The organism is Devosia sp., assembly GCF_024707125.1.
Taxonomy (GTDB): domain Bacteria; phylum Pseudomonadota; class Alphaproteobacteria; order Rhizobiales; family Devosiaceae; genus Devosia.
This window is the reverse complement of the sequence record NZ_JANQAH010000004.1, coordinates 59,305-72,920: the sequence shown is the minus strand read 5'-3', so window position 1 is coordinate 72,920 and position 13,616 is coordinate 59,305. Positions and strand designations below refer to the sequence as shown.

At 62.8% G+C, this 13,616-nt stretch carries 14 protein-coding genes; 8 read left to right on the top strand and 6 right to left on the bottom strand.

The window, feature by feature from the left end:
- The first annotated feature begins 2 nt into the window (after window positions 1-2).
- Window positions 3-1,166, top strand: coding sequence for a hypothetical protein (locus tag NVV77_RS03390; RefSeq protein WP_295410745.1), 1,164 nt, complete (start codon window positions 3-5; stop codon window positions 1,164-1,166).
- On the opposite strand, the gene NVV77_RS03385 is transcribed toward NVV77_RS03390, so the two are convergent.
- Together NVV77_RS03385 and NVV77_RS03380 are read right to left on the bottom strand one after the other, a co-directional pair.
- Window positions 1,163-1,408: a DUF4170 domain-containing protein gene (locus NVV77_RS03385; protein WP_295410743.1), complete on the bottom strand. Its 246-nt coding sequence runs from the start codon at window positions 1,406-1,408 to the stop codon at window positions 1,163-1,165. The two genes, NVV77_RS03390 and NVV77_RS03385, sit on opposite strands and share 4 nt — an antisense overlap.
- On the bottom strand, window positions 1,401-2,270 hold the full coding sequence (locus NVV77_RS03380; RefSeq protein ID WP_295410742.1) for a 3'(2'),5'-bisphosphate nucleotidase CysQ: 870 nt from the start codon (window positions 2,268-2,270) through the stop codon (window positions 1,401-1,403). Before NVV77_RS03380 ends, NVV77_RS03385 begins: the two co-directional genes overlap by 8 nt.
- A gap of 273 nt (window positions 2,271-2,543) precedes the next feature.
- On the opposite strand from NVV77_RS03380, the gene NVV77_RS03375 reads away from it, so the two are divergent.
- Complete coding sequence (locus NVV77_RS03375) at window positions 2,544-3,059, top strand: DUF6101 family protein (protein ID WP_295410740.1); 516 nt, start codon at window positions 2,544-2,546, stop codon at window positions 3,057-3,059.
- Window positions 3,060-3,247: 188 nt separating this feature from the next.
- Here NVV77_RS03375 and ubiA read toward each other — a convergent pair whose 3' ends face one another.
- Complete coding sequence (gene ubiA, locus NVV77_RS03370; RefSeq protein WP_295410738.1) at window positions 3,248-4,177, bottom strand: 4-hydroxybenzoate octaprenyltransferase; 930 nt, start codon at window positions 4,175-4,177, stop codon at window positions 3,248-3,250.
- A 121-nt stretch (window positions 4,178-4,298) separates the two neighbouring features.
- Between ubiA and NVV77_RS03365 the strand changes: the two genes are divergently transcribed.
- The 4 genes from NVV77_RS03365 (at window position 4,299) to NVV77_RS03350 (ending at window position 8,867) form a co-directional block, all read left to right on the top strand.
- Window positions 4,299-5,048 carry a 16S rRNA (uracil(1498)-N(3))-methyltransferase gene (locus tag NVV77_RS03365; protein WP_295410736.1) on the top strand — a complete coding sequence of 250 codons (750 nt, stop codon included), beginning with the start codon at window positions 4,299-4,301 and terminating at the stop codon, window positions 5,046-5,048.
- 75 nt (window positions 5,049-5,123) lie between these two features.
- Complete coding sequence (locus NVV77_RS03360; RefSeq protein ID WP_295410733.1) at window positions 5,124-6,494, top strand: glutamate--cysteine ligase; 1,371 nt, start codon at window positions 5,124-5,126, stop codon at window positions 6,492-6,494.
- A gap of 77 nt (window positions 6,495-6,571) precedes the next feature.
- Window positions 6,572-7,846 carry a phosphoribosylamine--glycine ligase gene (purD, locus tag NVV77_RS03355; protein ID WP_295410731.1) on the top strand — a complete coding sequence of 425 codons (1,275 nt, stop codon included), beginning with the start codon at window positions 6,572-6,574 and terminating at the stop codon, window positions 7,844-7,846.
- A gap of 142 nt (window positions 7,847-7,988) precedes the next feature.
- Window positions 7,989-8,867 carry a patatin-like phospholipase family protein gene (locus NVV77_RS03350; protein WP_295410729.1) on the top strand — a complete coding sequence of 293 codons (879 nt, stop codon included), beginning with the start codon at window positions 7,989-7,991 and terminating at the stop codon, window positions 8,865-8,867.
- Window positions 8,868-8,870: 3 nt separating this feature from the next.
- Here NVV77_RS03350 and NVV77_RS03345 read toward each other — a convergent pair whose 3' ends face one another.
- From NVV77_RS03345 to NVV77_RS03335, 3 genes are read right to left on the bottom strand one after another with little or no spacing between them, the layout of a single operon-like run.
- Window positions 8,871-9,323: a nucleoside deaminase gene (locus tag NVV77_RS03345; RefSeq protein WP_295410727.1), complete on the bottom strand. Its 453-nt coding sequence runs from the start codon at window positions 9,321-9,323 to the stop codon at window positions 8,871-8,873.
- Between the two features lie 39 nt (window positions 9,324-9,362).
- Window positions 9,363-10,217 carry a DMT family transporter gene (locus NVV77_RS03340; RefSeq protein WP_295410725.1) on the bottom strand — a complete coding sequence of 285 codons (855 nt, stop codon included), beginning with the start codon at window positions 10,215-10,217 and terminating at the stop codon, window positions 9,363-9,365.
- Between the two features lie 40 nt (window positions 10,218-10,257).
- Window positions 10,258-10,932: a TetR/AcrR family transcriptional regulator gene (locus tag NVV77_RS03335; RefSeq protein WP_295410723.1), complete on the bottom strand. Its 675-nt coding sequence runs from the start codon at window positions 10,930-10,932 to the stop codon at window positions 10,258-10,260.
- 189 nt (window positions 10,933-11,121) lie between these two features.
- Here NVV77_RS03335 and NVV77_RS03330 point away from each other — a divergent pair, with 189 nt between their 5' ends.
- Both NVV77_RS03330 and mutL read left to right on the top strand, forming a co-directional pair.
- Entirely contained in the window at window positions 11,122-11,604 is a 483-nt protein-coding gene (locus tag NVV77_RS03330) for a RidA family protein (RefSeq protein WP_295410796.1), read from the top strand.
- Window positions 11,605-11,685: 81 nt separating this feature from the next.
- Window positions 11,686-13,500, top strand: a complete 1,815-nt coding sequence (gene mutL, locus NVV77_RS03325) for a DNA mismatch repair endonuclease MutL (RefSeq protein ID WP_295410721.1) — start codon at window positions 11,686-11,688, stop codon at window positions 13,498-13,500.
- Window positions 13,501-13,616: the final 116 nt, after the last annotated feature.

Sequence of the window (13,616 nt, the reverse complement as noted above, 5' to 3'; positions counted from 1 at the left end):
GCGTGATGGAGGCAGCGACGCGTCAACGCTACCTCGTCATTTCCAATGGTCATGGAGAAGATGCCATCGGCGCGGCCCTGGTCCGGCGCCTTACCGGACAAGCCCATGTCGAAGCCTATCCCATGATCGGCAGCGGCAAGTCCTATGAGGGCGCCTGCCGCATTGTCGGCCCCCGTGCCACGCTCGCCTCGGAAGGCTGGCGCAATGTAAAGGGCTCGCTGCGCCGCGATGTCGTCAGCGGTGGCCTTCTTACTGTGCCGCCGGCGCTGAAATTCCTGCGCTCGGTGCGCGGGCACTATGACAAGATCATCGTCATCGGCGACATGGTCGGCATTCTCGCCGCCCTGCCGACGGGCCTGCGCGATCTCGTCTATCTCGACGTCTACAAGACCGGCGCCGCCCGTCTCTATTCATCAGCCGAGACCTGGGCCATCAAGCAGACCTGCCGCACCGTGTTCTGCCGCAGCGACAGCCTCAGCGAAAAGCTTCGTACGGCCGGCGTCGATGCGCGCTGCGTGGGCAATATCATGATGGATGCCATTCCCCACGGCGACTATGACGCCCGGGCCCGCCGCCGCGCTCCGCTCGCCGTCACCCTCCTTCCCGGCAGCCGCGCCCTGACGGCCGAAAGTTTTGCCCTGCAGATCGGCGCCCTGCGCCTGATCCCGGAAGAAGAACGTCCCGACGTTTTTCTTGCCGTCGCCGGCAGCGTCAATGTCGAGGAACTGGCCAAGGCCGCAAGCCTGCGCCGAACCTCGCTGCTCAGCACCGAATCCGACGATCTCGGTGAATTGAGCGACGGCAATCTCACCGTCCACATGGCCCGCGGCGTCGCCATGGGCAATCTCGTCGAAGCCTCGGATGTGGTCCTCAGCCAGGCCGGCACCGCGACCATCCAGTCGCTCGGCCTCGGCCGCCCTGCCATCACTTTCATTAATCCGCGCGATAGGCGCTCGCGCTTTAATGACGAGCAGAACCTTTTTGGGGAAGCGCGCATCGTCACCGAAGCCAAGGCCTCCGATGTGTCAGCGGCCCTCTATGGCCTTCTGACCAATATGTCCGAGCGCATGCGCCTTGCCGAAATCGGCCGGTCTCGCATTGGCGGACCCGGCGCGATGGAGGCAATCGTGGCCGAGATCACAACCCCGGCCACGGCAGAAAACTAGACGCCGGTCGCTTCTGGGTCCAGCAGGCGATGCAGGTGAACGATGAAATAGCGCGTCTGCGCGCTGTCCACCGTCAGCTGGGCCTTCTGCCGCCAGGCCACCAGTGCCGAAGCATAATTGGGATAGAGGCCGACAATATCGACCTTGTCGAGATCGGCAAAGGTGACGTGCTCGATGCTCGAAAGTTCGCCGCCGATCACCAGGTGAAGAAGTTGCTTGTCAGTCGCTTTGCTGTCAGCCATCGCTCAAGGGTCCACTGAGTTGGGAGGAGGAGGAAATCTCGGCCTCTGCCAAGGGCTCGGCCGGACAGCCATAGACCTTGATCAGCGCCGCATGGACGAGAGGTTTTAGGCTCATGTCGGAAAGCGCCGCAAGCGCCCCATGGCGCACATCTCGTCTGTTAAATTGTGGGAAGCCGCTGCACACATCGGCCAGATCAAGCCCGGCTTCCTTCAGGATCACGGCCGCCGCCGCAATATCCCAATCCTGACTGCCGCGCCGCGCCACAGCCGCATCGAGTTTCCCGGTCGCCACCTGCAAGAGGCGATAGGCAAGCGAGGGATACATGGGCCCGCGCGTATAGTTGAGCCCGCCTTCCTGCAATTCCTGATGCACAGCGCCCGGCGCGGGGATCAGCGGCGGCGCTCCGGCCCGGCGGTTGCGCACCAGCGGCTCGCCGTTGAGCCGTGCACCTCCACCCAGGCACGCCTCATACATTTCATTGCGCGCCGGGGCATAAACGACGCCGGCCACCGGCACGCCCTTTTCGACCACCGCCAGGCACACCGTCCAGCAATCCTCGCCTTGGAGAAAAGCGCGCGTGCCGTCGATGGGATCGACAATAAAGACGCGATCGCAATCAAGGCGGCTGGGATTGTCAGCGGTTTCCTCGCTGAGCCAGCCATAGGCCGGGCGCGCGGTAAGAAGGCTCGCGGCAAGATAGCGGTCGACAATGATATCGGCTTCGCTCACCGGGGAGGCATTGCCCTTGGTCCAGCTCTTTATGTCGCGGCGAAAATAGCCCGAGGCAATGATGCCCGCAGCCACGGCAGTGGCGCGAAGCAGTTCTAGATCGTCCTGATAAGGTGGGGCGAAAGCCGGCATAGGCGGCTTTTATGCCTCGTACGACTTTTGGACAAGGCCCGCACGGCGATGGCCCATTGTCTGATGGAGAAACCCCCAAATATGGCAGGGTAAACAAGACCCAACGCGATTGGGTAAACTGCTCGTTGCACTGTGCAACACCCTGCTAACCACCCTCCCAAGACAAGATAAACTTAACCGAACCCATTAAGGCGCTGGGTAAGGGGACGCGGTAGATTGCCCTCACAAACGGAGCGCAAAAAACAGCTCTCGAAGTTACAGGAAGGCTAGAAAATGGTTCATGGCGTTGCGATGGAAGGATCGTCAGTCGTCCTTGCTTTCGGTAAGCCCGTACTGGCGGAACGCCGCTTCGTTGCGGCAAACGACAATGGGCCCCGCGATCCGGTCAAGACCGTGACAGTGCGCAAGCAGCTCGAACAGAGCGGCGTTGCCATCAAGATCAAGGTGCCGGTTACTGAATTCATCGGCGTGGCCGTAGCCACCCGAATTTCCGAAGAAGGCGTGCTCACAAGCGCGATCGAACTCGTCCATCCCGATGGCGAGCTGACCTACAAGGTTTTCGAAGAAGAAGGGAACCACAACGTCGTGGCCGAATGGCAGAACTGGGGCAAGAAGCTCCGCCTGCCGCTCTTCATCAAGGCCGGCGACGGCTCCTATCTCCCCTATAGCCAGCAGGTTGATGGCGTGATGGTCGGCGAGACTGCGCCCCGCCGCAAGCTTGCAGCCGACGCAGCGCGCCGCCCGCGCTTCCTCAATCGCCGGAAGCCCGGCGAGGTCGAGCACAACTAAGAAATCCCCCTCCAAGGGCAACGTCGATGGGATCAGCTGGTGGTGCGGCTGGTCCCTTTGGCGTTTTCAGGGGCACCACTGAACGTCATCCTCGGGCTTGACCCGAGGACACTTCACTTGCCGCGGTAAGTACAGAGCCCTCGGGTCAAGCCCGAGGGTGACGGTACTGGGATGGGTCGCCTGCGCTGCTACCACGCCCAATCGGCCAGCAGTGCCAGCGTCAGCGCAATCCCCACATAGTGATTGTTCTTGAACCGCACGAGCGGGTTTTCAACCACGTCGACGTCAAGCGTATAGACCTGCCAGGTCAGCAGCGCCGCCGGCACCAGCATCAGCGCGACGGCGATAAATCCGCCTCCCGCCGACAGCGCCGCCATCAGCCACAAGATCACCGCCCCGACATAAAGCGCCGAGACCGCCGGCTTCACATTGGCACCGAACAGCCGCGCCGTCGATTTGACGCCAACCAGCGCATCATCCTCGACATCCTGCAGCGCATAGATGGTGTCATAGCCGATCACCCAGAGGATGGTGCCAAGATAGAGCAGGATCGGCGGCCAGGAGAGCCCACCGGTTTCGCTGGTCCAGCCGATCAGCGCACCGTAGGAAAAAGCGAGACCGAGGAAAAACTGCGGCCACCAGGTGATCCGCTTCATGAACGGATAGATCGCCACTAGCGCCAGCGAGGCAACGCCCGCCCAGACCGTGAAGCGATTGAACTGGAAGAGAATGATCGCCCCAAGCAGCGCCTGGGCAACCAGAAAAGCCAGGGCCTGTTGCGAGGTCACCTGGCCAGAAGGGATTGGCCGGAGCCGCGTACGCGCCACCTTCATGTCGATGTCGCGGTCAACGATGTCGTTAAAGGTACAGCCCGCGCCCCGCATCAGCACTGCACCGATGAACATGAGAATGACCGAGACCCAGCCAAAGCCGCGCTCCGGAATTTCCACCGCCGCCAGTGCCAGACCCCAGGCACAGGGCCAGAACAGCAGCCAGAAGCCGATCGGGCGATCCCAGCGCGCCAGCCGCGCATAGGGTTTCAGCCAATCGGGCGCATGGCGATCGACCCAATTGTCCCTCTGGGCGTCAGCAACGGGTGCGGAATGAATATCGGACATGGTGCCATGACCTCGCGGTTCGACTCACCAGAGGTCTACTCCAATCGCTTGAGACAAAGTAGACCTGATGCCAAGCCCATCCAAAGAGGAGGGCGCGGCACGCTGCCGCGTCCCAAGAAAAATGCCTCGTAGCCACGCCAGCCTGCCCCGCCTTTTCGTTGATGCCGATCTCGCCAAGGGCGCCGAAGTCGCACTCAACAAGGACCAGTCGCTTTATCTCGCCGCCGTGCTGCGCAAGAGCGTCGGCGATGAAGTGGTGCTCTTCAACGGCCGCGATGGCGCCTGGCTCTGCCGGCTGACCAGCGATTCGAAAAAATCCGTCACGCTCACCGTCGTCGCAGAAGTCGCGCGCCAGACCGAAAAACCCGACCTCTGGTATGGTTTTGCCCCGCTCAAGAACGAACGTCTCGACTATGTGATCCAGAAGGCCGTCGAAATGGGCGCCGGCACGATCCAGCCGGTGATGACCCAATATACCCAGGTCCACCGCCTCAAGACCGAGCGCCTCCACGCCAATGCCGTGGAAGCCGCCGAGCAGTGCGAAGTGCTCTCCGTTCCCACGATTGCCGATGAAATCACCCTTGATCGCCTGCTCTCCGACTGGCCCAAGATCCACGAAAGCCGCAAGCTGATCTTTGCTGACGAAGGCGAAGCCTCATCCTCGCCCGTCGAGGCGCTCGCCACCCTCAAGGACCAAAAAATCGGCCTCCTCATCGGCCCCGAAGGCGGATTTTCGGATACCGAGCGCGAAAAACTCCGCTCGCTTCCCTTCGTCGTACCCATCAGCCTCGGCCCGCGGATCCTGCGTGCCGACACGGCGGCCGTCGCTGCAATGGCCGTCATTCAAGCTATCATCGGTGATTGGCGATAAAAGCCGATTGCATTCCGGCTTGCGCTCGTTATGGTGCCGGCCCAATTTAGACCTCACCCTTTAGACGAGGATCACATGGCCGGCGCCGACACTGCTTCGCCTCTGATTGAATCGCGCGCAGACCTGATCGAAGCGATGGAACGCGGTAGTAAACCCGCTTCCGAATGGCGAATCGGCACCGAGCACGAAAAACACGTCTTCCACACCGATCCCCTGCGCCCCGTCGCCTACGAGGGCGAAAACGGCATTCGTGCCCTCCTTAACGGGATCGAGAAGGAAACCGGCTGGCATCCGTTCTACGATGGCGAAAACCCCATCGGCCTTCGCAACAATGAAGTTGCCGGCGGCATTTCCCTTGAGCCCGGTGGCCAGTTCGAACTTTCCGGCGCGCCGATGGAAACCCTCCACGGCACGGCCGACGAAATGGCCGAGCATATGCGCGTTGCCAAAAAAGTGGCCGCGCCGCTCGATATTCATTTCCTCGGGCTCGGGGTCACCCCGCTCTGGGCGGTCAATGAAATCGAAGTCATGCCCAAGTCGCGCTATGGCATCATGACGCCCTATATGGACAAGGTCGGCACCCTCGGTACCTCGATGATGTACCGTTCCTGTACCGTCCAGACCAATCTCGACTTCTCCGATGAAGCCGACATGGTCAAGAAGCTGCGCGTCAGCCTGGCGCTGCAGCCCATCGCCACCGCGCTCTTTGCCAATTCGCCCTTCGCCGATGGCCGCGACACCGGCTATCTCAGCTTCCGCAGCCATATCTGGCTCAACACCGACAATGCCCGCACCGGCATGCTGCCCTTCGCCTTCGACGAAGGCTTTGGCTTCGAGCAATATGCCGACCACGCGCTCGACGTGCCGATGTACTTTGTCATCCGCAACGGCCAGTACGTGAACGTCGCCGGCGAAAGTTTCCGCGCCTTTTTGAAGGGTGAGCTTCCCCAGCTGCCCGGCGAAAAGCCCACGGTGAAAGATTGGGAAGACCACCTTTCCACCCTGTTCCCGGAAGTGCGCCTAAAACAGTTCCTCGAAATGCGCGGCGCCGATATGGGCGATGAAGCCCATGTCACGGCCCTCTCCGCCTTCTGGACCGGCCTTCTCTATGATGAAGTCTCGCTCGAAGCTGCCCGGGAATTGACGCGCAACTGGACGCAGGAAGATCGCGACTATCTCCGCCGCGAAGTCCCGCGCCTTGGCCTCACCACGCCCTTCGACCGTTCCAGCATTTTTGATGCCGCCGCCCAGGCCGTCGGCATTGCCGAAGCCGGCCTCGTGCGCCGCAACCGCCTCAATGCCAAGGGCCAGGACGAGACCATCCACCTCGCCTGCCTCGAAGAGACGGTGCGCACCGGAAAATCCCAGGCCGGCCGCTGGCTCGACAAGTTCCGCAACGAGTGGAACGGCGACGTGACGCCGATCTTCAAAGAAGCCGAGATGTAGGGTCGACCGACCAGCTTTTTCTTGCCCTTCCCGTCACTCTCGTGCATCACGCCCGCAACACGGCATGGAGGCACGAGATGCGGGTTCTGGTCATCGGTTCTGGTGGGCGCGAGCATGCCCTCGCATGGAAAATCGCCCAGTCGCCAAAGCTGACCAAGCTCTTCGTCATGCCCGGCAATGGCGGCACTGAAGCCATTGCCGAAAACCTCTCCGTCGACATCACCGACCACGCCGCGGTGATTGCCGCAGCCAAGGCGCAAAACATCGACTTCGTCGTCGTCGGCCCCGATGCGCAGGTCGTTGCCGGTCTTGGCGACGACGTCCGTGCCGCAGGCTTCACCTGCTTCTGCCCCTCAAAGGCCGCCGGCCAATTGGAAGGCTCGAAGAGCTTCACCAAAGCCCTCTGCGACGAGTTTGATATCCCAACGGCCGGCTATGCCCGCTTCGAGGATGAGGCTTCCGCCCTTGGCTATATCTACACCCAGGGCGCACCCATCGTGATCAAGGCCGATGGCCTTGCCGCCGGCAAAGGCGTCACCGTCGCCATGAGCGTCGAGGAAGCCGAGGAAGCCATCATCGACTGCTTCTCCGGCGCCTTTGGCGCTTCCGGCGCCGCCGTCGTCATCGAAGAATTCATGGAAGGCGAGGAAGTTAGCCTCTTCGTCCTCTGCGATGGTGAAACGCTCCTGCCCCTCACCACCGCCCAGGATCACAAGCGCGCCTTCGACGGCGATACCGGCCCCAATACCGGCGGTATGGGCGCCTATTCCCCCGCCCCCGTCATGACCCGCGAACAGTACGAGTTCGCGATGCAGTACATCGTCGAACCCACCGCCCGGGGCCTTGCCAAACGCGGCACGCCCTATCAGGGCGTTCTCTATGCCGGCCTCATGCTCACCGAGGATGGTCCAAAACTCGTCGAATACAATGCGCGCTTCGGCGATCCCGAGACGCAGGTGATGATGATGCGCATGGAAAGCGACCTGCTGCCCCTCCTCCATGCCACCGCGACCGGCACCCTTGGGGGTCATGATGTGATCTGGAAAGACGCCTATGCGTTGACGGTTATCATGGCGACCAAGGGTTATCCGGGTGACTATGGCAAAGGCAGCGAGATCAACGGCGCCGACGGCCTCGATACGGATGATTTGACCGTGTTCCACGCCGGAACGAAGCGCGACGGGGGCCGTTTACTCGCCAATGGTGGGCGCGTGCTCAATATCACGGCGCTCGGTAATTCGGTGAGAGAGGCACAGAACCGTGCTTATCGAGGCGTTGACGCAGTGGATTGGCCAGAAGGCTTCTCCCGAAGAGATATCGGCTGGCGTGAAATCGCCAGGGAACAGACCTGAACCTTTCCTCAATCTTGCGGGCCTACACTCCCGTCGGACCGTCTTCGACGAGACGCCGCCGGATCGCAAGCTGACCCCGCTGCAAATGCGAGGCAAGGTGCTGGTGGACCGGCTGCGCTCCAAGGGAAGGGAGCGAAGCGGAATGAGCATTGCATCTGGCCCCAAGATCGGCGTTGCCCTGGGCGGCGGGTCCGCCCGTGGCCTCACCCATATCCCCTATATCGAGGCGATGGACGAGCTCGGCATCAGGCCCTCGGTCATCTCAGGCACGTCCATCGGCGCGCTGATCGGTTCCGGCTGGGCGGCCGGCATGACCGGCAAGGAACTGCGCGAACATTCCTTTGAAGTGCTGGGCACCCTGCGCACCATTGCCACAAAACTCTGGTCGACGCAGATCAAGGGCCTCGGCGGATTGCTGCGCAACGGCATCTCCATGCAGCTCGACGCCACCCATATCGTCGATGCCTTCACGCCGCCGAACTTCCCCAACGACTTCAGCGATCTCAAGATTCCGCTCTATGTCGTGGCAACCGACTTCCAGTCCTGGCATCAGGTCGTGTTCAATTCGGGCCCCCTCCGCCCCGCTATTGCCGGCTCCATCTCTATGCCGAGCATTTTCAAGCCGATCGTCCACAACGGCCACATCCTGGTCGATGGTGCCGTGGTCAATCCGTTGCCCCTCGACCAGGCCGATATCGGCACCGACTTTCTCATCGGCATCGACGTCAATGGCGACCCATCAGTGGGCATCAACAAGACCGACCATCGCCCGCTCGACATCTGGTTCGGCTCGGCGCAGATCATGATGCATTCCCTGATCGCCCATTCCATGGCCGCCTACCCGCCCGATATCTATATCCGGCCCCATGTTGCCAATTTCGGCGCCATGGAATTCTGGCGGGTGCGCGAGATCATCACCCATGTGGAATCGGAAAAAGACCGCTTCAAGCACATGCTGACGCGCAAGATCGAAGACTATATCCAGAACAAGGTCGAGCCGATCCAGAGCAATCAGCGCTAGCGGCTAGCTTCGCAGCTTGCGGAAGAAGTCCACCAGCATGGCCTCGGCGCGCGAGGCCGAAACCCCGCCGATCACCTCAGGCTTGTGGTGGCAGGTGGGCTGGTCGAACAGCCGGACCCCGTTCTCCACCGCTCCCGCCTTGATATCCTCGGCCGCGAAATAGACCCGGCGCAGGCGGGTATGGGCTATGGCCCCCGCGCACATGGCGCAGGGTTCGAGCGTCACATAGAGATCGCAGCCATCAAGCCGCCCGGTGCCGCGCACTTTCAACGCCTCGCGAATGGCCAGCATTTCCGCATGTGCCGTCGGGTCACCCAGGGCCTGCATCTGATTGCGCGTTGCGGCAAGCACGCGCTCACCCTCCATCACCACCGCGCCCACAGGTGCCTCGCCAAGCGCCGCCGCCTCTTGGGCAAGGCGCAGCGCGAGATCCATGGGGGCGAGGGATTGGGTCATTGCCGTGTCCTAAACGGGCAATGCGTGAGCGGCAAGAGGTCAGGCACTGCGACGCCGTCCGGCCATAACGATAGCAACAGCAATGCCGCCAAGAATGACCGCCGAGGCGATGAGCAAACGCGGCGTCAAAGCCTCGCCGATAAAGACCACCGCTCCAAAACCGGCGATGACCGGAACGCTCAATTGCACGACCGCGGCGCGGGTCCGGCTCAGGTGCGGCAGGGCCGCGTACCAGATGGCATAGCCGAGGCCGGAAGCGAGGGCGCCCGAGGCCACAGCCAGGATTATCCCCTCAAGGCGCGGCGCCCCGGTCCACACGCCCACAATGATCAACAGCACGGCCAGCGGGAGGCAGCGCATAAAGTTGCCCGCGGTATCGGAGAGCGGCTGGCTCGAACCGCGCCCCAGGAGCGAATAGCCGGCCCAGCACAATCCCGCCAGGATCATGAGCGCAGCGCCCAGCGGGTGCGGCGCGGCAAGGCCCGGTGACACCAGATAGACAAAGGCACCCGCTGCTGCCACGAGGCCGATCCATTCAAGAGGCGCAGGCCGATCGCCGGCCGAGACGGCCCGCGCCACCATGCCGATCTGCACGCTGGCAAACAGGATCAGCGCCCCCATGCTGGCCCCGAGCAGGTTGTAGGCGAAGGAAAAACAGATGGCGTAGCCAAAGAGCGCAGCCGATTGTGCCCAGGTACCGGTCAACTGCACCAACGCTCGCGGCGAGCCATTCCTGAACCAGAGCAGCAGACCGAGAACCACGGCTCCCGATGCCAGCCTCACGCCGGTAAAACCGGCCGCGTCAATGGCCGGCGAGGCAAGCGCCAGGCGCGCCAATACGGAATTGGCCGCAAAGGCCACCAGAGCCAGAACTGTCAGCACGATGATGCGCATGGATATCCTCTACCTCAGGATAGGCGGTAACCGCAGCGCCTCATCGCTTCGGCGCAATGCCATCGAGCAGGAAGTCGAGACCCCTGCGGAACGTGCCGTCCCAATCATCATCGAGCAGTAGACGCGAGTGCTCGATCGAGGGGTAGAGGGCACCGAGTTCCGCCAAACGCTGTTGGGAGGCAGCCCGGTCCTCGTCCGAAGGTCCAAAGCCGGCCCGCGTGACCGTCGCCCCCATCACATAGTTCCACAGCGACCAGATGGCGGCATTCACATCAGTGTCCGACACGCCACCAGCCGAGAGGCATTTGCTCAGCCGCTCAAGGCGCACAAGAATATTCGGACCAAGCGCCCGGCGCGGCAGCAACGATGCCGACCAGGGGTGACGCAGCATGGTGGCGCGCCAATCCTCCAGCACGTGCACGATATCGCCCCGCCAATCCTGCAGCGCCGTCGGACCGCGATATTCGAGCACACTATCGAGCGCCAGGTCGAACACGTCCTCCTTGTTCTGGACGTGCCAGTAAAGACTCATGACGCCTGACCCCAACGCCTCGGCCAGTCCCCGCATGGTCAAACCGTTAAGGCCGTTCGCGTCCAGCATGCCCACGGCCGTCGCAGCGATCCGCTCACGCGTCAGCCCCGGTTCATTCCCCTGCGCTTCTGCCCCCTGCCCCTGCAGGCGCCTGCCGCGCCGACCGGCTACCTTGTCTGCCATCCACGTCCCCGTTTCCGCTCAATTCTGACCACGAGCACAAGCCTTGTCCATGGCCGGCGATTGACTCGTACAACGTACGATGCAATAAATTCGTACACTGTACGAGTCTTGCCTAACGACATCCGCGACAAAGTTCAATCGTGCCGGAAACCGGCCATGCCCCGCGATCCGCCAAGCCACGAGATCATCATGCCAAACGCCATCACGCGTCTCATCATCGGAGGAACCATCATCATGACCGCAGCATTTGCAGCACCGGCCAACGCGGCCGAGAACAAGCTGACCATCGTCAACCCGCCCAATCTCGGCGACCCCGCACCCAATGGCTACAGCACGGCAGTGATCGTGGCGCCCAATGCCCGCATCGCCTATATTTCAGGCCAGGGCGGCCAGGACAGCACCGGCGGCCTCTCGCCCGATTTCGCCACCCAGGTCAAACAGGCCTATGCCAATCTCGGCGCCGCGCTCGAGGGGATCGGCGCCAGCCCCGATCAGGTCGCCAAGCTCACCGTCTATGTCGTCGACCACGACATGTCCAAGCTCGGCGTGCTGACCCAGAACGTCGTCGAAATGTTCGGCGCCAACCTGCCGGCGCAGACCCTGGTGCCCGTGCCGAAACTGGCCATCGATCCCATGCTGTTCGAGGTCGAGGCGGTGGTCGTGCTCGACTAGTTCGGCCCGTCTGGGCACAAATGCCATTCCGGGTCGGAAAGCGGCGCGGCCTCCCCTATATTGTGGGCAAGGAGAATCGCCTTGCCCATTCGCCAGCTACCCGAAGACCTGATCAACCGCATCGCCGCCGGCGAAGTGGTCGAACGCCCCGCCAGCGTCGTCAAGGAACTGGTCGAAAACTCCATCGACGCCGGCGCTCGCCGCATCACCATTGCCACGGCCAATGGCGGCATGGATCTCATCCGCATCACCGATGATGGCCACGGCATGGATCGCGACGACCTGATGCTTTCGGTCGAGCGCCACGCGACCTCCAAACTCAGCGCAGACGATCTCGACGATATCCGCACCCTCGGCTTCCGCGGTGAGGCCCCGGCCTCCATCGGCTCCGTCTCGCGCCTCTCGGTCGCCTCTCGACCCGCCGAAGCAGAAACCGGCCTCGCCGTCGTCGTCGACAATGGCCGTCGTACCGGACCCATGCCGCAGGCGATGAACCGCGGCACCGTGATCGAGATGCGCGATCTCTTTGCGCAGGTCCCAGCACGCCGCAAATTCCTCAAAAGCACCCGCTCCGAAACCGCCGCGATCACCGACGTGGTCAAGCGCCTCGCTATGGCCAATCCCGAAATCCACTTCATCCTCGAAGGCTCGGACCGGATGATGTCGAACTGGCCAGCCATCACCGGCGAGGGCGCGCTTGCCGCCCGTCTCGGCCAGGTCATGGGCGCCGATTTCGTCGACAATGCCGTGCCCCTCGCCATGGCGCGCCACGGCGTCGTCGTCGCCGGCATGGCGGGCCTCCCCACCTATACCCGCGCCAATTCCCTGTCGCAGTTCTACTTCGTCAATGGCCGCTCGGTGCGCGACAAGGTGCTGGTCGGCGCCATCCGCGCCGCCTATGCCGACTATGTCTTCCGCGACCGCTTCCCCGTCGTCGCCCTTTACGTCGCCATCGATCCGGCAGAGGTCGACGTCAACGTGCACCCGGCCAAGGCCGAACTGCGCTTCCAGGATCAGGGCGCCATCCGCGGCGCCGTCATCCGCGCCATTGGCGTCGCCCTCGCCGCTGCCGGCTTCAAGGCCTCCAGTAGCGTCGCCGAAGATATCCTCGGCGCCTTCACCGCCCCCGAAATGGCCCCGGCTCCCGAGCCTATCGGCTATACGCCGACCTTGGCCCCGCCGCGCCCGATAAGCTACGGCTACGCGCCAAGCACAGCCCCACTCAATCTCGACCGCTCTCCCGGCCGCTTCAGTGGTTTCACCGAGCCCCGCGCCCGCGTCGAGACCGTGCCGGAAACACCCGAGATCATCGACTACCCCCTCGGCACCGCCCGCGCCCAGATGTTCGACAATTACATCATCGCGCAAAGCGACAAGGGCCTTCTGCTGGTCGATCAGCACGCCGCCCATGAGCGCCTCGTCTATGAGCGTTTCAAGGCCCAGCTCGCCGCCGGCCCGGTCGCGAGCCAGGCCCAGCTCATCCCGATCATTATCGAACTGCCCGAGGAGGAGTGCACGCTCCTCGAAGAAGCAGCGCCTGAGCTCGAACAATTCGGCCTCTATCTCGACCGCTTCGGCCCCCGCGCCATTGCCGTGCGCGAGACCCCGGCAATCCTGGGCAATAGCGACGTGGACAGCCTCATCCGCGATCTCGCCGATGGGCTCGCCGAGTGGGAAAGCGCTGCTGCGCTGACCGACCGCATGGAGGCCATTATCGGCCGCATGGCCTGTCACGGTTCCGTCCGCTCCGGAAGGCGCCTGCGCGTCGACGAAATGAACGCCCTCCTCCGCGACATGGAATCGACGCCTCATTCCGGCCAATGCATCCATGGCCGCCCGACCTATGTCGAACTGAAAAAGGGCGACATCGAGCGGTTGTTTGGACGCAGCCGGTGACGTCTGGCATCGAGTTTGTGGCCCCACCCCACCCTCATTCCCTCCCCATCAAGGGGAGGGAGGCGGTTGCCTCGATCTCGCGGTTCCTTCGTCTCCCTCCCCCTTGTGGGGAGGGA